Source organism: Clostridium neuense (assembly GCF_045310695.1).
GTDB lineage: Bacteria > Bacillota > Clostridia > Clostridiales > Clostridiaceae > Clostridium_S > Clostridium_S neuense.
In genome coordinates, this window is record NZ_JBJIAA010000023.1 from 1 (window position 1) to 20,269 (window position 20,269).

The following is a 20,269-nucleotide window of genomic DNA, read 5'->3' on the forward strand; positions in this document are numbered from 1 at the left end:
CAAAGTGAGGTTTTTTTGTTCATCGCTTAAGCTATTCTGAACACACCTGCACAGCAGGTGGTTTTCATAAATGACAAAAAAACAGCTACTTAAATCAATAAGTAGCTGCTTATATATTATTATCTCATCTTTTAATTTTAGTATTTCTATTTATGATATTTTGAAATTGTTTAGCCGATTATTTTTATATCCCCAAAAAAATAAATGCTAACTTCTATAATCTCATCAGACAGAAATGAGACACCATACTCATTACCATTAACTTTTTTTAGATTTTCTTTTGTATTACATATATTTTCTATATTTTTCAAAACACTCTTTTTTATATTAGTTTTGCTATCTATCAAATATGCAAATCTGATTGTACTTTCATTTATGAGTTTATTCCATAATTCTTTAATTGAATTAAATATATTTGGTGTCATACCTTCATTTGTAAACACTTCAATTTCATCTTTAGTTTCTTTCCATTGTCCATTATAATAAGTTTTCCATGTTACACCTTTATCTACACTACAAATTACTTTTATGTTATTATCATTAGTTAGTAATTTCAAACTTTTTATATTTTTTATATTTTTAAAATCAATATCATTTGAATATAAAATTTGATCATTAGGTTTAACCTTTGTAATTAATTTAAACTTACCATCTTCTTCAACCGCTCTGATTTCTTCTATTTCATTATAAATACTTTTATCGATATGTAAAGAATTTACACTTCCTGTCTCTAATTTCCCCTCATACTTAAATTCATTTTCAAACTCATCTTTTAAGCTTATCAAACCATTTTTTCGTTTATAAAATTATTTTTTTCAAATTCTATATGTTCTTTATACTTGTATTATAACATAAGCTATAATACATTTATTATTGTTGGTTTATCTCAAGATTATATTTGTATATACATAAAGTCATGTTTTAAACATATAATAAATTATGACAAATACCTATCATCTAAATACTCTTGAATCAATACATGTTGTTTATATTTTTCTTTGCTTGAGATAAGTTCCTTTAAATAAGCTTTATGCTCAATATAATCTATTCCATTTATACTCTCAATTAATTCACTAAGAAATTTAATTTCTTTTTCTATAAGTGGCACTTCACTTCCTGACCATGATTTTGTCCTAGAAAATAATGATATTCTTTTAAATATTTCTATGTCTTTATTTTTACTAAGAAAGTATAATATAAATTCTTTTTTATTGTAGCTAAATACGGATACTATTATTTGAAAAATAAAATTCAAACATTCTATATTATTCGAAAAAGTATTAATATAATTCTTTATCCATTGTACTTTTCTATCACTAATTATTTTTGTAGTATTGGTATTGCTTATAAATATTTTTTCTAACCTTGTTTCGTAAGACCAAAAACCTAAAGTGTCTTTAAAATTTATTATTGTGTTAAAAGATATTTTAACTAACTCATTATAATTTTCTTGTTGCCACAATTTTTCATAAATTCTTGTGTAATTATACGTATTGTCCATTTCTATTATTTTTTTCATAAATTCTTTTAGAAACTCTATATTATTTTTTACTAAACTAATAAATAAATTACCTTCATAATCAATATTATCTTGGCTCTCACTTGCATTTAAATACAACTTTTCTAATATATCAATATCCTTATTAAATATAGCAAAAAGTTTACCTACATAATTGTTATCTGAAACACGACCCAAAAAAGACTGTATAGCATGTGCTCTTTGATTAGAATTTATTGTTAATAACTTTAAAGACAAATCTTTTACTATACTTTCATCAATATCTTTATACTTCACTATAATTTGGAAATTAGGTATTAATGGTTGTTCTTTTTTGATTTCTTCCTCAAAAATTTCTCGTAACATTCCTGCATACCTTATATTTAGTTCTTCCTTTGGAATGCAAAATAAGAATTCATATATCCACCTATTCTTTTGCTCATATTCATATTGCAAAAGAATTCTCTCTGTTTCTTTAACACCTACAAGATTAATAAGAATAGAAATTTTATCTCCTATCCAAATTGAATATGGAGTATCACATTTCAAGTATGACTTTATTGCTATAATATACTGATCCGTATTTCCCTTAATTCCATCAAATAAGAATGTTATACCTTCTTGTAACTCCCATTGTTTATTATTTTTAAATTTATCTAAAATATCATTACATAACTTAAATAACTTAACAAAATCCTCTTTGTTATAATCCCTTACCATATTCAATATATTTTCTTTTCTTTTTTCTTCTTCTTTCTCCCAGTCAGCACCGATTTCATGTTCTTTAGTTAAAGTATTATATATTAAAAATTCTTCATTTTCCTCATACTTTTTTAGCACATCATCCACAGTAACTTCTAATCTTTCACTTATCCTTGTAAAATGATTTAAAATGTTACATTGTATAAAATCTGGTGATACTATCTGTTTAAATATATAATCCTTTATAAATTTAAAATCCATCTCATATATCAATTTTAACTGTTCTTTATTGTTTGAATATGGTCTATAATTCAGTAATATTTCATTTATAATATCCTTATATCTTTCATTACCATATAACCCACCCAAAATGCTCCATATTGTTTTTCTTAATCTTTCTAATCCATCACACATACACAAGCTAAATGTAATGAAATTAACTGACCTCGTACCATTATTTTCAGTTGTATGTACTTCAAATATAATATAATTTTCGATTATATTTAAAAGCAATATAGTTATATTTATATCTAAACCATCATTAGACTCTTTCCATAAATATTCAATATTTAATGTCTCACTTTTATATCCATAATCATAGGAATTTTGGTCATATCCTAGTCTATCAGAAAATAAAAAGTAAAAATCCATCACCTCAGATGGTCTCTTTTTGAAATAATATATACTTAACTCAAGAACCGATTCATAATCATCTGAATATTTAAATCCACCTAGCACCTCTACTATCTCTGATTTAATGGAGTTATTATTCTTTTTGTCCTTGAAATTAAATTTATCTAACACTTTATTCTCTTCATCCATTTTATCTATTTTTTTCTTTATATATGCTAATGATTTTTCTTCATTTAATACATGAAATGATTTTATATATTCAAATTCTTCATTATCATCTTCTACAGTATCCCATGCCTTATTTACCTGTTCTTTTATATATGTCAAACACTCTTTGGTATTAAATAAGGTTACAATAGTATTTAACGCATAGATTATTTTATTTTTACATTGCTTAAACATATCTTTAAGAATATCCATTAGCGCAACATATTTTTTCTCTATCAAAACATAGTATAGCAAATAATCTCCCATACTTTGATCACTAATTTTTACTACTCTATCCATATATAAATCAATAATTTCGCTATCATTAAGTTCACAGCATAACTGATAAAATTCATCTTCATTTATATCATTATCGCTTAATATTTTTATTGCTATTTCATTATTTTTATATTCAAACGGCCCCAACAGCGTAATAACAAATGCAGATATAATTTTCTTTTTATTAGGAAATTCTTTTTCAATAACATCTCCATAATAATATTTAAATATATCAACAGAATTATATATTGATAGAAATCCACGTTTCAAGGCAATCTTTCCCGCTAAAACTGCTAACCTTGCATTTCCTTTTGATATCTTTGCAATTTGATTTAACCATTTATTATTTTTTATGCCTAGATTATTATCTAAAATTTCTTTTATAATCTCATCACTTAAAACACCGATTTCCTCTTCCTGAGGAATTATTTTGTCATATATTATTTTTTTCACTCTATCTCTTGCATAATCTCTTATTGTCATTATAATTCTAACATTTACTCTTTCAGGTGGTTCAATAACATAGTCTAGTACATGATTTAATTGCGTAGTCTGGTTAGCATCATCTATAAACAATAAATAATCTCCTGAATCTGATATATAGTATTTTAAATCGTTGTATATCATTTGGCCATTATTTTTCACACAAAGCACATGCGACTTATGCTTACCTTTATATATTCTAGCAATCTCTAATGCCAGCCTAGTTTTACCTACTCCTGATTTTCCAAATATCAAAACAACCTTACTACTTTCAAGCTTACCCATTAAAGATTCTATTTCATTCTCCCTATGTAACAGTTCCATATTAATAGGAGCATTCATACCGTTTTTATCATATTTATCTATAAAATCATCAATTTCAAATATTTGCTCTGTATCCATTGGTATACTTAGAAAGTCAACTGCTATTACAGGATACTTAATCAATAGGTCATGTGCTACAGTCCCTATCCCTATTAAAGTTATTTTTATGCCATCAATCATGCCTTCTAACTTTTGCCTTTGTTCTATATGAATATTAGTCGATGTATAACAACATATAATTTCTTCAATTTCTTCTATATCGATATCAAGTTTTTCCTTATTTAAGCATGATTTTATATCTTTTTCTATCTTATCATATGATGTGCTGTTAACTGAACCATACATAATTAAAACATATTTTCCATTATTTAATTTTACATATGAATCTGGGATTCCCTTAGTAACCTTATTTGATCCAGTATGAGACCCTAATGGTTCTATATTATTATAGTTGAATTTTTTATAGAGATATGCATCCATTAGTTTTTGATATTCTCCACCATCTAAGCCCATAATAGCTTGTTGAATTGCATTTATTTTACTCAATTTATCTCTTCCTTTACATCTACAAATGTAATTATCAATTACTACTCAACTTTCACATTAAAAAAATCAGGCTAAAGCCTTAATTTTTAATGCATAAGACAAAGGAACATTCCTTTGAGTATAATAGAATCACAACAAACAAAACACCAAAGAAAAGGAATGTTTATTATGAATACCATTATATCAAATCATAACAAAGAGAAACAATTAAATTTTACTGTAAATAGATTTTAAAAAAATAATAAAATTAGATATATAATTAATAAATACAATTTTGAGAAAAAAAGCTTTTCTTGTTTGAATATATTTCAATATATTTTCATGCTTATTTTGCAGGCAAAAATTTTTTCCGTTCCTTAGAAAACAGTAAAATTGTCCATCTTCTAAAGATGTAATATATATGTTACTTAATTCGTGTACATTTAATTGGAAAAATTTTTCACTTTTGCTTTCATCAACAATAATAATGAATGTTATAGTCTCACTTATTTCAAAAGAAAGGGTATATGTTAAAGTCATTCGCATGTTAACTTTAGGTTAATCAGATAGTAACACATTTTTTCCACTTGCATTTACTTTTCTTTCTTCTGAAAAAGAAAAGAATAAACTTTGTTCTCCATTCAGTAACTGAAAAAGAGTTTTTTGTCATTCTTACTGCTTCATATTGCTTAGGCAACGATGCATCACTTCTAATATTTTTTCCATTAAAACTTAAAATATTTACTTCAAATCCTTCAATATCATAAATTCTTTTTTCTACATTTTGCACCTTGGGCATCCGTCATCAACTACTTTTATGTATTATTTCAACACATAATCACAATATCCTCCACATATTTAATAATTTATCTATTTTTCTAAGATTACCTTTAAGCTAGTGACTACTTGCAAATTGCATTTTTGTACAAATATGAACATACCTTTTAGCTTCCCTGTTTAAACCATATTTTACACTCATATCTACTTTTTAGTTGTTCTGCATTATACATGTCTTTTTTCATACTTTCACTTCTAAATCAACACATCTTTCATAAATTAACCAGTTTTAAATATAAGTTTATTAACATCAAATCATTTGGCTTCTTGAATGGAATCAAAATTGTCTATAAAGATTTACCACCATATCCAAAATGCCATAAAACTACTTACAACAAATATAAGTAAAAAAACAGCCGCTTAAATTAATAAGTAGCTGCTTATATATTATTATCTTATCTTTTAATTTTAGCATTTCTATTTATGAAATTTTTAAATTAATTAACCGATTATTTTTATATCACCAGAAAAATAAATGCTAACTTCCATAATCTCATCAGAGGAAAATGAAATTTCATACTCATTATCATTAACTTTTTTTAGATTTTCTTTTGTATCACATGTATTTTCTATATTTTTCAAAACACTCTTTTTTATATTAGTTTTGCTATCTATCAAATATGCAAATCTGATTGTACTTCCATTTATGAGTTTATTCCATAATTCCTTAATTGAATTAAATATATTTGGTGTCATACCTTCATGTGTAAACACTTCAATTTCATCTTTAGTTTCTTTCCATTGTCCATTATAATAAGTTTTCCATGTTACACCTTTATCTACACTACAAATTACTTTTATGTTATTATCATTAGTTAGTAATTTCAAACTTTTTATATTTTTTATATTTTTAAAATCAATATCATTTGAATATAAAATTTGGTCGTTAGGTTTAACCTTTGTAATTAATTTAAACTTACCATCTTCTTCAATCGCTCTGATTTCTTCTATTTCATTATAAATACTTTTATCGACATGTAAAGAATATACACTTCCTGTCCCTAATTTCCCATCATACTTAAATTCATTTTCAAACTCATCTTTTAAGCTTATCAAACCATTTTTATCGTTTATATAATTATTTTTTTCAAGTTCTATATGTTCTTTACGAACTATATTCTCTTTTCCTTTTTCAATTTTTAGAACAGTTGGGCTTCTACTAAAAAGTAAATTTTCTATAGGTATCTGTACTATACATGGACATTTCTTTGATCCCTCTAATTCACTTCTAATAAAACTTCTGTGCAATTTGCATAATTCATCTTTTATAAAAAGCTTAGCTTTTAATAAACATTCATCTATACACTCTTTATTTATATTTTTATACTCTTTACTTAGCACATTCAAAATTTTATTATTAAATTCAGGTGAATCAATATAGTCCCAAGATATTTTGCTAAATTCTACATTCTTAATTTTATTATTAAGATCCTCTAAACATATATTCATCTTTTTATCTTTTTCTTCATCTGAAATATCTTTATATGTATTAATTGCTATTCCCAAAAGTGGAATCATCGTTACTATAAATTCAATGATTGCTTTGCTTATTATACTAAAAGCCCCATTAGCAGACTTTTCATCTAAATCATTTTTTATTAACATATCTTTATCATAACAATTTATAAAATCATCATACATACAATACTTTCCTCCAGTTTTCTTATATAACATTTATAATGCTTTAATCAAACCTTTTTTATGATAACAATCACCAACTAAAAAAACAGTATTAAGACTAACCGCCTATAATACTATTTTTATCAAAACATAATTTTTTAGAATAAGTATATAACTGCTTTCCAAGGATGATTTATTACTTCACCAAGATTAATACTACCAGAATTAACCATCATTACAGAAGCGAGTAACAATAGAGCTATAGCTGATAACATGCATATTTTTTTTAATTTCATTTATACAACTTCCTTTCCACTACATGTTAAATTGTAATACGAAATTTGATATTTCTTTAATTTCTTCTGTAGAAAACTTTTTATTATAAAAGTTAATAAGTTTACATAATATTATATTATTTATAGCTAATTGATTATTCGATAAATTAAAAAACTCAATTTTCAACTTACCAATACTTTCAGCATCATCCAACTCTGAATATATATCTATTAAAGCACATAATGTATCACTTTCCAAAACGCACTCATGCTTTAATTTAGCTGATTTTAGAGCTTTCATGTAATATTCTTCAGCTTTTGAAGTATTTTTCAAGTATTTATATATTTTTGCCACTTCAAAATAGATATCAGTTATGTACTCATAATTATTATTTATTTTAAACAACAGTTCTTTTACATTATTAAACTCTTCATTTAATTTATCATCATTTCGCTCCATATAAGCCTCTGCAATATTTATATATACTATTATCTTCTTCTCAAAGTCATTATCATCTAAAAAATTTATCATACTATTATACACAGTTAATGCATTTTCTAAATCATTTTTACTTTTGAGACATATTGCTTTTAAGTTTAAAACTTCAAAATACTTCTGTTTATCCAATTCATTAGCCATATTCTCCAAAGTACGTATATCCTGCAATGCTAAATCATAATTTTTTAAAGCTCTATAACTTAAAGCACGGTTATGTAAAAACACAGCCTTTTCATTATTAGACATATCCTTAAAGTAGTCTAATGCAAAGTTGCAGCTATCTAAACTTGAATTATATTTAGCAGTATATATGTATACAACAGATAACTTTCTTAAAATTGGTAACAGCTTATTATCTAAAAAAATCCTACTAACTAAAGCTGAGGCTTTTTCATAGTATATAGCGCTTTCATACATCTCGTTATTATTACAAAAATAATCTCCAGCCAATTCATATATTCTTAGCTTTTTATCTTTAATATCCCAATCAATTAAAAAACTTTCTGCATCCTTAAGCGTCTTTATAAAGCTATTATCTTTAGATATACTTAAAGCTTCTAATTCGTTTATATAATTATCAAGAACTTTTGTAGCTTGTACAAGCTGATTTTCCATCAAATAGTCAACCGTTTCAGTAACTTCAAAGTTTCTTTTTTTACCTATTTCTTTTAAGTTTTTTATAATAATCTCTGCCGTTTTTTTGGTAATGCTTGCTTTATTAGTTTCAATTTCACTTATAAGATTTCTGGTTATCTCCTTTCCTGTAATCTCTTCCTGTTTCAAAACATACTTTCTTCTAATTCTTTTTAATTTATCACCATCCGATAATACTACGCTCTTTTCCATTAAAAAACCCCTCATTTATTAAATTTATAGCTATTTTTATAAATTGTACCATATATATTTTTTTATGTAAATAACTGCTATTACAATTATAAACTTAAAAATGTCCTAATATTGGATATATTCTATAACTGCATACTATTACAAATACTTATAAAAAAGCAGCTGGAAATAGATGCTGTCCAGCCGCTTTACTTATATTAATATATTTTAAAATACTCATAACTTGCTTACATACGTTAAATATAATAATGTCAATTTACAAATTATGAACTTTAATCTCCACTAGAAGTTTTCTTACTTTTTACTTTTAAGTCATCCTTAACTATATTTTTAAACTTAGGCACTCCAAGTACTATAGCAAATACTGATGCAACACCTAAAAGATATGGATAGCAAAGGTATTTCATTATCATAAACGGCGAAATTTTTGCAAAGCTAGAAGCAACCAAAAGCTGAGCTCCGTAAGGTATACATCCTTGCACAAAGCAAGCAAAGGTATCTAACAGACTGGCAGTTTTTCTTCTATCTACACCATAGTTTTCCGATAGTTCTTTAGCTAGTGAACCAACTATAATTATAGAAACAGTATTATTAGCAGTACACAAATCTACTAAGCTAACTAATACTCCTACGCCAAATTCAGCACCTTTTCTGGAATGCACTCTTTTGCGTATTGTATACAATAAATAATCTATACCACCGTTGAATTTTATTAGTTCACCTATACCGCCAATTAGTATGGATATTATAGATATGTCCTCCATACCCGCAACACCTTTTGCACAAAGTTGAAATACAGTAAATATATCAAAAGAACCATAAATAATACCTATTGCAGCTGCTAATACTATGCCCCCAACTAAGACTAACACTACATTAAAGCCTGTTAGCGCAACTATAAGTACTGCTATGTAAGGTAATATCTTAATTAAATCATAGTTATATGCTCCTGAATTATTTATATGCATGCCAAAAGTTAAAAACGCATATATAATTAATGTTAAAATTGCTGCTGGAAGTACTATCTTAAAATTAGCCTTAAACTTGTCTACCATTTCACAATTTTGAGTTTTAGTAGCCGCAACAGTAGAATTCGATATCATGGATAATCCATCGCCAAACATAGCTCCACTAACCACAGCCGCAATCAAAAATTCCATAGGCAAACCTGTCTTTTGCGAAATTCTAACCGCAATAGGTGCTAAAGTTACTATTGTTCCGACAGAAGTTCCAAGCGACATAGATAAAAAGGACCCAATTATGAACATACCCGCCACCATAAAGCTATGTGGAAAAACAGCTAGTCCTAAATTTACTGTAGAATCTACAGCTCCCATAGCTTTACTAACTTCAGCAAAAGCACCTGCTAAAATAAAAATCAAACACATAAGTATGATACTAGAATCTCCAGCACCTTTGCAGAATCTTTCAACTTTTGATTCTATAGGTACTTTTTTGTTTTGTAGTATGGCTATAGTTGATGCAACTATTAATGCTGAAACTACAGGCATTTTATAAAAATCCTTTGTTATAAGTGAAACACCAAGAAACAGCACAATAAATATCCCTAATGGTAATAGGGCTGCAGCATTACCTTTTCTTTCGTCCATTGTTTTAAATATCTCCTTTTATGTATTTATTAAAGGGGTACCGTACCGAAATTTAAGCTATACATGTTTCAAAATGCCATGTTCTAAGCATTATGATGCATGTATAACTTAATAATTGAGTCGGTATCCCTATATGTCCAATCATTTAAAATCAGAATATCATATAATAGAGCAAAATGGAAGTTATCAAAAATTTTTGTAATGTTTTATCATTATCTTTTAATACTATTTTTAAATGATATAATAAATTATAATATTTTAAATAATATAGAATTCTACAATATTAATTATGTGAACGGAGGTAATAATCTTGTTTAAATTAAGATGGATAGGTCAAAATGGTTTTATACTTACTTTAGGAAACAGAACCTTGTGTATTGATCCCTATCTTTCAAATTCTGTTTTGAATGTTGATGGTTTCAATAGATTAATTCCACCACCCATATTACCAAATGAATTAAATGTAGATATTATAGCAACAACACATGATCATGTAGATCATTTAGATGAAGAAACATTAAAATATACAGATTATAACAAAACTTTTTATTTAGGTCCTACAAGCTGTGCTCACCACTTTAAACTACTAGGAATTAAAGAAGAAAAAATAATTGAATTAAATGCTGGTAAATCCATTAAGATAAATGATGCTGTTATTACTGCGGTTTATGCCGATCACTACAAAGACAGTATAGGCATTATAGTTAATTATAACGATATAAATATATATTTTGTAGGCGATAGTTTATTTAACCAAAAATTATTTGAGGTTAAAAATTTCAATATAGATATTATTGTAACTTGCATCAATGGTAAGCTAGGAAATATGAATTATGTTGAGGCGGCCAAGCTTTCAAAAGAAATCAACCCTAAAGTTGGCATCCCATGTCATTATGGTATGTTTGCAGAAAATACAGAAGACCCAACTAAATATAAGGAAGCGCTAAAAAATAGTGATATAAAATACTTTGAACTAGAATTTAACAAAACTTATAATGTTGAAGATATTATTTCTTAATTATAATAATTAATCATACTTATAGTTGAATAGCCTTAATGTAAAAGTAATTCATTAGTGTAAGCAAAAATATTAGCTAAAAAATACAGGCAACATTATGGCTATAAATTTAAGTATTAAGAATTTTATGCTTCACACACCATTTAATGAACTGATATAAAGATTTTGTTTATCTATGAGTTTCTACTTTCCTCCAAAAATTTAAAGAAGATAACGAAGGCTTAACTCTCGTTATCTTCTTCTGCACACCTGATTTAGATAGATATAGACACTACATTATTTCTAATTCAAATTTCCTACAAATGTAGTTATACTTTGTGCTGGGAGTGAAGCTGAGAAACTTCCATTAGATACATTTATATCATTGCCTTTAGCCATATTAGCTGATCCTGAAGTTATCCATGATGATATTCTAGAAACATTTCTATTTGATATATTGAACTTTTGGTTTACATTATAAGTTCCTTGATTTATTGCAACAATCACTACCTTGTTATTTCCTGTATAAGCTGACATATAAACATTTCCTTGTGGATTAACTGTAGCATCAACTCTGTAATAGCCACGACCAATAAACTTTGAAAATTGACCAAGTACATAAGCTTTTTTATAAGCTGAAGCAGTTGCATTATTATAAAGACCATTTTGATCTGCAGATATCCACCAATAGCAATAAGCATTCATATTTCCAGTTGTCATACAATCATTAATTTCTTTAGCCATGGTAACGCATGTGTGTGCATCATTACCTTCAAAATATTTTTCTGTTTCCCATATGTCTTTTCCCTCATTACGTGCTAAAGGATAATCAACTGCTGGATGTCCATAAAGATGTCCTCCAACAATTGATACATATGAGGCAGTAGTAGGATCTTTAAGTGTTGGATCTGACATGGCATGATCAAAACCTAAACTTTCTGGCATCATTATTTTAGTTGCTTTGGATATTGAAGCACCGTATTTTGCAAGGAAGTCATGAAATTGTTGGCCTGTCCAAGTAGCCCCTTCATAATTAGGTGCCCAATCCGGTTCATTTTGAAGAGAAATTGCATATAAAGGTGCTCCATTATCAGACATATACTTTGCAAAAGTCTTTAAATAATTCGCATAATCACCATAACTAGAAGGCTTTATTGCTGATTTATTACTACCAGATACTGAATTATTAGTTTTCATTGAAGCTGGTGCTGACCATGGTGTTGCAAAAACAATAGCTCCTCTTGCCTGTGCCTTTTTTGCATTAGCAAGTTCATCTGACCATACTCTATAATCACCTTTATTCCAGCCTTCATTTGGAGCAATACGTAACCTCAAGATATTGAGTCCTATGTTTTCATAAAGAGTGTTTGTGCAATTATCACTGAGAACTCCACACCATGCACTAGAAGCTCCAAAACCTCTAATAACTTGATGCTTAGCTGATAAATTTATTGAAGCATCATTTGTTGACGCTTTAATTGACGTAGATTGTCCAAAGAGCGGCAAGGAAGTCATAGAAAGTGTCATTAACACTGCTAACATTTTTTTAACTGTTCTATTCATTTTAATTCCCCCATTTTATTTAATATAAGCAATTAATTATTTTGCAAACTTTACAGATAATTGGTCGATTTACTTAAAAATTTATCTAGTTAAAAATATCTCTCTGCAATTACTATTTAACAAATTGCCAATAATCCATATTGAATAAGTTTTGACTACTGTTTCCTGTAAACTTAAAGAAAACATTGTGAACACCTCTAATACTTTGTACGTTGCACTGCATCAATCTCCACTGCTGTGCTCCACCTGTAGAACTTACATTAAGAGTTCCAATAGCTGGTCCATCTGCACTATCTAAATGTATTTCTATTTTACCCCCTACAGTTGATGCTATATTGGCCTTAAATGATTTAGCTCCACTTCCAAAGTCAGCCTTTGATACTGCAAGCCAATCCCCATTGCTTATGCTTGTAACATCAAGATTAACGCTGCTTACCATTGCCCCTGGTGCTTGACATTTTTCAGTTGAAATACCTGCATTCCAACCAATAGTTTCAGCTTCATTTCTTATATATGGGTTAAGATTAGCAATTTGAGGTACTCCCTGCATATCTTCTATAACATTATTTATAGCCCCACTTTGAGAAAAAGAAACCTTATTAATCATAGGAGAACGATATCCCTTTGTAATTCCCATTGCTTTTCCTAAAGTTTGAGCATGATATACTACATACCATTGATTATTAAATTGAAAAATAGCGTGATGATTATTACCACCAACTCCAAAATAATTTCCTGGATTCTTTAAGAAAGTGCCCTGATAAGTAAATGGTCCCATAGGACTGTTACTTGTCATGTAAGCAATATCACCTTTAGGTGGCGCTCCATATGGATGATTTCCAGAGAAATTAGAACAATATGAATAATAGTATTTACCATTATATTTGTGTATCCCTGAATCTTCAAACATAAATGGCGCATCAATTGTAACTGCACTTCCAACAGTATGAGTCATATCACTGCTTAATTTTATAACTCTAGCCGTTTTTGGATTTGCAATCTGAGCTTGAGAAGGATTTTGACCTCCTGGTATTCCACCACCAAAATATAAATACGCTGATCCATCATCATCTATAAATACCGCTGGATCAAAAAGCCATTCAACATTGCAGCCTGGAGTACCTTTAGTAATAAGTGGTTGTCCAATAGGGTCTGTCCACGGACCAATTGGGCTATCTGCTGTTAATACCCCAATACTTCCTGCATTATTTGCAAAATAAAGAAAGAACTTTTCTTTTCCATTTATAACCTTATGTGTAGCTGCTGGTGCCCAAGAATTAGCTGCCCATTTTGCTACCCCATTAGCCCCTGCTACTGGAATTTCACCATGATCTGTCCAATTAACCATATCACTAGAGGATATAACAGATACCGTCTTAATATTTTGGTAATCGTTGTCAGCAATGCTTCCATTCTTATACTCAAAAGAATCGCTGGACATGTAGACATACACTCTGCCGTTGTAAACCATAGCAAATGGATCTGCTCCAAATTTATGTGAAATAAGTGGATTAGAGTATCCTGGAACCTTTGCAAGTGCTGAAGTAAGCCCATCTGCTGAAATCTTTTTTGTAACCATATTACTTATTAACTTTTTATTTCTACTTGCATTTACCGTAGACGTGTTTAACGAAAGTCCAACTAATAATGCAGTGACTAACAAAAATGTGCTTGTTTTTTTAAACATTTTTAAAATTCCTCCCCACTAAAATTAATTATTTTAACGTTAACATCCCTCCTTAAATTTTAATTTTGCTTATAGATAAACCGATCTTAACTAACAAAATTTATATGCACCATAGGTCTTAAATGCGACACTTTAGTATAAATAAATTTCAAGTTAAATGATTTATCATTATCTACATATATCCTAGAACATTATTAACTGCTTCAATCCCAGAAGTAATAGTCAGCTTATGTCAACTTTATTCTTATTACTATATATGTTTCTACAATTTTGTATTTATTTTGATTTTATACCATAATTATATAAACTATATAGTTTTATATCAATTCATATGTAGACTATTTTTTAGTAAAAACCATTGTTTACATCATGTTATCTCGTTTTTCCTCTTAATATTAAATTTTTAAACACTTTAAGTATAATGGAACTTTCGTCAAGCATTTCTATAGTCAAAAGGTTAAGTTACATCAATTCAATTAAGTTTTTCTATGATAATTTACAATCAAGAAATTGTTAAGATATGTAATTAAAATAATTTTAAAGAAAGGCTAGTTCTTTTAAAAAAATATAAAAATAATATTGCCTCAGAATACTTGTCTATGATAAAAAAATTAAAAAGTGAAGAGTTTAGGATAATTTTTTCTGTTTACTCTTCACTTTTCATTATTATTCATATCTCTTAGGTATTATTTAATCATTCAATACTAATTCTGATTTATATACGCAAAGCTTATCTTATAAAGTTTGTAAATATTTTATCTTCTATTTTGTTTTCTTCCACTTTACCCTTTCCTGCTTCAGAAAGCTTTAATAACCACGCCATATTCTTACCTAAAACCCTCATAATTTGCATTCCTTCTTCATCTTGCACTGCTTCTCCTGGTTTTGTGCCGTGAACCACATTCCAATAATTTGACGTTGGCATTATCATCTCTGAATAACTTATATAGTTGTTTAATTGATTAAATACCGGAACACCGCCGGATCTTCTTACAGCAATAACGCTTGCTCCTACTTTATGCCTAAGCATGCCATTATTTACTGATGTGACTAAAAATGCACGATCCAAAAATGACTTCATTGTTCCTGCTATAGCTGAAAAATGTACAGGAGAACCTAAAATAATACCATCGGCTTCTTTCATCTTTTGAATCCAATCATTAACCTCATCATTTTGAATAGCACATTTCTCATTCATATTTCTGCTGCAACCACCACAGTCTAAGCATCCACGTATTACCTTATTACCAACATGAATAATTTCTACTTCTATATTCTCCTTCTCTAATTCCTGTGCTACAGCTTTTATTGCATGATATGTGTTTCCATTCTTTTTAGGACTTCCATTAAAAGCAACTACTTTCATACATATACCTCCATATAATCTTTAAATCATAAGGCTATTATAGGTCTCAATAATTTTAGTAACAAGTACGCACTTTTTTGTTAGATGACTTACCTATAAGTAGGAATTATTGTATTAGCCACGCTGTACTCACTTTATTTATTTTAAATATTTAATTTGCTATTATTAAATAAGTTAGTTTATACTAATCATAGAATATTGAAGGTAGGTAACAAAATGGTAAATTATAATGGTAAAAGTTATGTATGTTTATTAGACTTTGCAATGGATTTTATAAGAGGTAAATGGAAGGGAGTTTTATTATGCCATTTATACAGCGGACCAAAACGATTTTTAGAGCTTCAAAGAATGACTGAAGGGATAAGCCAAAAAGTATTAAATGAAAAACTTAAAGAATTAGAAAGTGACGGATTAATAGATAAAGTAATCTATCCCGAAGTTCCACCTAAAGTTGAATACTTTCTTACAGATAAAGGTAAGGATCTCACTAAGGCTATTAAAGAAATTGAAGCTTGGTCCGTTAAATATTACTCTTACTTAGGTGATAGTTGCAAATAACATTCTTTACTCCTATATTAAAATAAAAAACCCGATCACGAAGAAAAATGAATTTTAAAATCTCTTCGTAATCAGGGTTCTATAGCTCCTTTTAGATATCTTAAAACATAATATTCGAGCTATCCCAGACAATTTTTATATTAATTTTCTAAGCGTGAACTTAATAATTCTACTTACAAACTTGTATAGAAATCAGCTTCAAATATTCATCGCTGCTGGCATTAGTAAGCGTGCTAAATAGATCCATCTCATATGCATTACCGCACACACTATACCCCTCTTTCTCAATACCTTTTATAAGTCTTTCATAAGAACGGTACATCGTCTCGTAGGAACCCTTATGATAGGTTGATGCATAGGTTCCATAAGGTTTTACAAGTCTACTAATTACTTGTCCACTGAAATCCCTTGGCATTTTTATTCCAAAATAAGCTACATTTTTATAACAACCTTGAATCAAAGCTTCCTTTGAAATTATACTGCAAATAGGATTTTCAAAATCAATTTGAAGCTCTTTAGAGCGGTTGCAAATGGAAATAAAGCTCTGCATACATGATTTTTCATCTTTATCTATACAAGGCTCTATCATATACAGCTCTTCGGCTTCAGTAGAAAACTTAATACCTTCAAAATCTTTAACCTCTAGCACCTCTTTTAGTAGCCTAGATCGCCCATCTATCTTTTTTCTTATTTTATCCAGCTTTTGAATCTCTAAGTCAACTTTCTCCCTTTGCTTTCTAAGCATCTCAATGCATCCTTCTGCATTTCGAACAGTTAAATACTCTCTAAGCACATTTATTGGAACACCTAAATTTCTAAAGGTTAAGATGGAATCCAATTCATCTGCTTGCTCTAAGGTATAGTATCTGTAATGCTTTTCGCCGCGCTTTGCAGGAGAAATCAAGCCTATTTTATCATAATAAATTACTGTTTGCTTCGTAACACCAAGCATTCTCGCTAATTCACCAGTAGATAAATATATTTTATTTTTCATTTTTTACTCATCCTCTTGACCATATAGTTACAATACCCCTTATTATATCAAATGAGAAATCTATGAACAATATAATAAATGTGGAGAATATTATGCTAAATATTAAAAAAGATTTAAATCAAAGAAAAGAAATGATTGTAATTATCTGCTCTTTAGCTTGGCCATCTGTAGTTGAGCAGGCTCTTCAAACAACAGTGCAGTATGTCAGCTCTGCTATGGTAGGAAGATTGGGTGCAAAGGCTTCAGCTGCAGTTGGGCTTACAACCACAGTAAACTGGCTCATAAACAGCCCTGCTTTTGCTATGGGAATAGGTGTATTATCATATATATCCCTGTGCATAGGTGCAAAAAAAGTTGAAAAAGCTAAAATTGCGGCTATACAATCAATCATAATAACTATAATATTAGGAATAATCATGGGAATAGCAACCTTGTCAATCAGTCCTTTTTTACCTAAATGGTTGGGTGCTGCCCCAGAAATTCAAAGAAATGCTTCACTTTACTTTGGCATCATATGCCTTCCCATGCTGTTTCGTGTTGCAACAATAATCTTTGGTGCAGTGCTTCGTTCTACAGGTGATACAAAAACACCTATGAAGGTTAACCTTATTATGAATATAACTAATATTATTTTAAACTTTATTCTAATTTATGGAAATCAAACTATATTCCTTGGAAAATTAAAAATACCTGTCTATGGAGCAGGCTTAGGTGTAGTTGGTTCTGCTATTGCAGCAGCCATTTCCTACACTATAAGCGGTATTTTAATGTTTTTGGCACTATATAAAAACAAAATAGTATCACCTAAAGGCAAAAAAATAAAATTAAATCTTCCTATAATGAAAAGATGTGTTAACGTTGGTTTTCCAGTAACTATTGAGCGTGTGACAACTTGTTTGGGTCAGGTTGTTTTTTCTTCCTTGGTAACAAGACTTGGAACACTAGCTTTTGCCGCTCATTCCATTGCTTTAACTGCTGAAGAAGCCTTTTATATTCCTGGTTATGGTATGCAGGCTGCTGCTTCAACTCTTGCCGGAAATGCTTTGGGTGAAAAAAATGAAAAGAAGCTTCAGCAAGTATCTGTAACAATGATAGCAATTGCTGTCGCTGTAATGACTATAACAGGAACTATATTATTTTTATTTCCAGATTTTATGATGTCTATATTCATAAAAGACCCTGTAGTAATTAAGTCTGGTTCTTCTGTGCTCCGCATTGTAGCCATATCTGAGCCTATGTTTGGTGCGTTAATAATACTGGAAGGAATATTTAATGGAGTGGGTGACACTAAAACTCCAGTATTTGTATCCATATTATCCATGTGGGGCGTAAGAATTTTATCGACCTTCTTATGCGTATACAAATTTAAACTTGGTCTAAAAGCAGTATGGCTTTGCATGATAGCAGATAACATATTCCGCTTTACTCTTCTTTTTATACGCTTTTTAAGTGGAGCCTGGAAAAGAAATAAACTGCTGCGTAAATAGTAAGCTAAAGCCTTACAGTTTTTAAAGAACGTGCTTTTCATAAACTTTTTTTGCAACAAACTCATCGACAGCTCTATCAAGGCTTGAGCTGTCCATTTGATCAATCCATTCCTCTTTAATAACCATATACTCACACGCATCTTTCTTGCTCTTTAGGTAATTGTATATTATGTGAGCTTCATCAATTTCATCCCTGCCGATACTAATTGAATTTTTTAAGGCACCAAAAAAATTAGTTTTTATGTTATTTTTTATTTCATCAGTCTTTAAACTATTAAGCTTATATTTCTCACTAAAAATCAATTTATTATATTTTGTTAAAAAGAACTTAATTTCTTTATTATTTAAAAACTCTACCAGAGCAATATTTTTATTGGCTTCTATAAAGCTAATAATTTTTGTTGTGTTTATCAAATGCTTTACTGACTTTATATAATCCCTGTATTTAGCCGCACCTTCAAAATCAAAGCTTTCAGCAGCAATATTCATTTTCTGTTCCATTTCTTCAAGAATAGTCAAATCAGTTCCATTAAGTAATTTTGTAATTTTCTCAACTAAAGCGATATAACACTCGTGAGAAAGCTTACCTGTACACATTCCAATACACAAATTCATAGAATATTTTAAACATCCTAAAGCCTTTCTTGAACTATTAGTACACAAAATTTTACTGTGTTCTTTTATGCCATATAGTGCTTTTTCTACAGTATTTTTATTAGTATAAGGTCCAAAGTAAAGTTTTTCATTAGAAGCATCCGGCTCATTACAGACTTCAATGCTTGGATATTTCTCATCCATATTTATTTTTATATAGCAATAGCCTTTTGGACTTTTCATTTGCCTATTATATATTGGCTTAATTTCTTTGATTAATTTGCATTCAAGAAGCAATGCTTCAAATTCTGTATCTGTTAAAATGTAATCAAAATCCTTAAGATTTTTCACTAATTTTATTACCTTCGAAGAATGTGCTTTTGAATTCACAAAATAAGATCCAACTCTGCTTCTTAAATTTTTAGATTTTCCTACATAAATAATAGTATCTAATGAATCTTTCATAAGATATACCCCAGGTGAAAAAGGCAGTTTTTTTACTTTTTCTTTTATCTCCAAATTGGCCCCTCCTAAAGGTAAATGGCATAGATAAACCGCTTCAACTATTGAAATTTATTTGTACCATAATGTCCAGAAGATGGCATTTTCGTACAAATAAATTTCAAGTTTCATGGTGGTTTATCGTTAATTACATTTTATTATAGGAATTCACCTTTCACAAGCA

The 20,269-nt window shown here is 28.8% G+C and carries 14 protein-coding genes; 3 read left to right on the plus strand and 11 right to left on the minus strand.

Annotation, left to right across the window (positions count from 1 at the left end; all coding sequences use genetic code 11):
* Positions 1–170: 170 nt before the first annotated feature.
* The 6 genes from ACJDT4_RS21205 to ACJDT4_RS21230 all read right to left on the minus strand — a co-directional run bounded on the left by ACJDT4_RS21205 (position 171) and on the right by ACJDT4_RS21230 (position 10,338).
* Positions 171–785: a PDZ domain-containing protein gene (locus tag ACJDT4_RS21205; RefSeq protein ID WP_406789601.1), complete on the minus strand. Its 615-nt coding sequence runs from the start codon at positions 783–785 to the stop codon at positions 171–173.
* Positions 786–937: 152 nt separating this feature from the next.
* A complete protein-coding gene (locus ACJDT4_RS21210; protein WP_406789602.1) occupies positions 938–4,672 on the minus strand; it encodes an nSTAND3 domain-containing NTPase in 3,735 nt (1,244 codons plus the stop codon).
* A gap of 541 nt (positions 4,673–5,213) precedes the next feature.
* Positions 5,214–5,441 (minus strand): hypothetical protein, encoded by a 228-nt coding sequence (locus ACJDT4_RS21215; protein ID WP_406789603.1) that lies wholly within the window; start codon positions 5,439–5,441, stop codon positions 5,214–5,216.
* A gap of 488 nt (positions 5,442–5,929) precedes the next feature.
* Positions 5,930–7,129 (minus strand): hypothetical protein, encoded by a 1,200-nt coding sequence (locus ACJDT4_RS21220; RefSeq protein WP_406789604.1) that lies wholly within the window; start codon positions 7,127–7,129, stop codon positions 5,930–5,932.
* Positions 7,130–7,423: 294 nt separating this feature from the next.
* On the minus strand, positions 7,424–8,728 hold the full coding sequence (locus tag ACJDT4_RS21225; RefSeq protein ID WP_406789605.1) for a transcriptional regulator: 1,305 nt from the start codon (positions 8,726–8,728) through the stop codon (positions 7,424–7,426).
* Positions 8,729–9,000: 272 nt separating this feature from the next.
* Complete coding sequence (locus ACJDT4_RS21230; RefSeq protein WP_406789606.1) at positions 9,001–10,338, minus strand: Na+/H+ antiporter NhaC family protein; 1,338 nt, start codon at positions 10,336–10,338, stop codon at positions 9,001–9,003.
* A 310-nt stretch (positions 10,339–10,648) separates the two neighbouring features.
* On the opposite strand from ACJDT4_RS21230, the gene ACJDT4_RS21235 reads away from it, so the two are divergent.
* The gene (locus ACJDT4_RS21235) at positions 10,649–11,356 is read left to right on the plus strand and encodes an MBL fold metallo-hydrolase (RefSeq protein WP_406789607.1); all 708 of its coding nucleotides are present in this window, start codon (positions 10,649–10,651) and stop codon (positions 11,354–11,356) included.
* A gap of 282 nt (positions 11,357–11,638) precedes the next feature.
* Here the strand turns inward: ACJDT4_RS21235 and ACJDT4_RS21240 are convergent, their stop codons facing one another.
* The 3 genes from ACJDT4_RS21240 to ACJDT4_RS21250 form a co-directional block, all read right to left on the minus strand.
* Entirely contained in the window at positions 11,639–12,898 is a 1,260-nt protein-coding gene (locus ACJDT4_RS21240; protein WP_406789608.1) for a glycoside hydrolase, read from the minus strand.
* A gap of 112 nt (positions 12,899–13,010) precedes the next feature.
* Positions 13,011–14,585 carry a glycoside hydrolase family 43 protein gene (locus ACJDT4_RS21245; RefSeq protein ID WP_406789609.1) on the minus strand — a complete coding sequence of 525 codons (1,575 nt, stop codon included), beginning with the start codon at positions 14,583–14,585 and terminating at the stop codon, positions 13,011–13,013.
* Between the two features lie 730 nt (positions 14,586–15,315).
* Positions 15,316–15,951, minus strand: a complete 636-nt coding sequence (locus ACJDT4_RS21250; RefSeq protein ID WP_406789610.1) for a flavodoxin family protein — start codon at positions 15,949–15,951, stop codon at positions 15,316–15,318.
* A gap of 216 nt (positions 15,952–16,167) precedes the next feature.
* On the opposite strand from ACJDT4_RS21250, the gene ACJDT4_RS21255 reads away from it, so the two are divergent.
* Complete coding sequence (locus tag ACJDT4_RS21255) at positions 16,168–16,509, plus strand: winged helix-turn-helix transcriptional regulator (RefSeq protein WP_406789611.1); 342 nt, start codon at positions 16,168–16,170, stop codon at positions 16,507–16,509.
* 169 nt (positions 16,510–16,678) lie between these two features.
* Here ACJDT4_RS21255 and ACJDT4_RS21260 read toward each other — a convergent pair whose 3' ends face one another.
* A complete protein-coding gene (locus tag ACJDT4_RS21260; protein ID WP_406789612.1) occupies positions 16,679–17,503 on the minus strand; it encodes a MerR family transcriptional regulator in 825 nt (274 codons plus the stop codon).
* A gap of 92 nt (positions 17,504–17,595) precedes the next feature.
* Here ACJDT4_RS21260 and ACJDT4_RS21265 point away from each other — a divergent pair, with 92 nt between their 5' ends.
* The gene (locus ACJDT4_RS21265) at positions 17,596–18,990 is read left to right on the plus strand and encodes an MATE family efflux transporter (protein ID WP_406789613.1); all 1,395 of its coding nucleotides are present in this window, start codon (positions 17,596–17,598) and stop codon (positions 18,988–18,990) included.
* 21 nt (positions 18,991–19,011) lie between these two features.
* Here ACJDT4_RS21265 and ACJDT4_RS21270 read toward each other — a convergent pair whose 3' ends face one another.
* Complete coding sequence (locus ACJDT4_RS21270) at positions 19,012–20,103, minus strand: UvrB/UvrC motif-containing protein (protein ID WP_406789614.1); 1,092 nt, start codon at positions 20,101–20,103, stop codon at positions 19,012–19,014.
* Positions 20,104–20,269: the final 166 nt, after the last annotated feature.

What these genes read in the sequence shown, in the direction of transcription:
- ACJDT4_RS21245 (WP_406789609.1), bottom strand. Translation starts at nt 14,585, where the DNA reads ATGTTTAAAAAAACAAGCACATTTTTGTTAGTCACTGCATTATTAGTT.
- ACJDT4_RS21260 (WP_406789612.1), bottom strand. Translation starts at nt 17,503, where the DNA reads ATGAAAAATAAAATATATTTATCTACTGGTGAATTAGCGAGAATGCTT.
- ACJDT4_RS21230 (WP_406789606.1), bottom strand. Translation starts at nt 10,338, where the DNA reads ATGGACGAAAGAAAAGGTAATGCTGCAGCCCTATTACCATTAGGGATA.
- ACJDT4_RS21225 (WP_406789605.1), bottom strand. Translation starts at nt 8,728, where the DNA reads ATGGAAAAGAGCGTAGTATTATCGGATGGTGATAAATTAAAAAGAATT.
- ACJDT4_RS21255 (WP_406789611.1), top strand. Translation starts at nt 16,168, where the DNA reads ATGGTAAATTATAATGGTAAAAGTTATGTATGTTTATTAGACTTTGCA.
- ACJDT4_RS21250 (WP_406789610.1), bottom strand. Translation starts at nt 15,951, where the DNA reads ATGAAAGTAGTTGCTTTTAATGGAAGTCCTAAAAAGAATGGAAACACA.
- ACJDT4_RS21240 (WP_406789608.1), bottom strand. Translation starts at nt 12,898, where the DNA reads ATGAATAGAACAGTTAAAAAAATGTTAGCAGTGTTAATGACACTTTCT.
- ACJDT4_RS21265 (WP_406789613.1), top strand. Translation starts at nt 17,596, where the DNA reads ATGCTAAATATTAAAAAAGATTTAAATCAAAGAAAAGAAATGATTGTA.
- ACJDT4_RS21220 (WP_406789604.1), bottom strand. Translation starts at nt 7,129, where the DNA reads ATGTATGATGATTTTATAAATTGTTATGATAAAGATATGTTAATAAAA.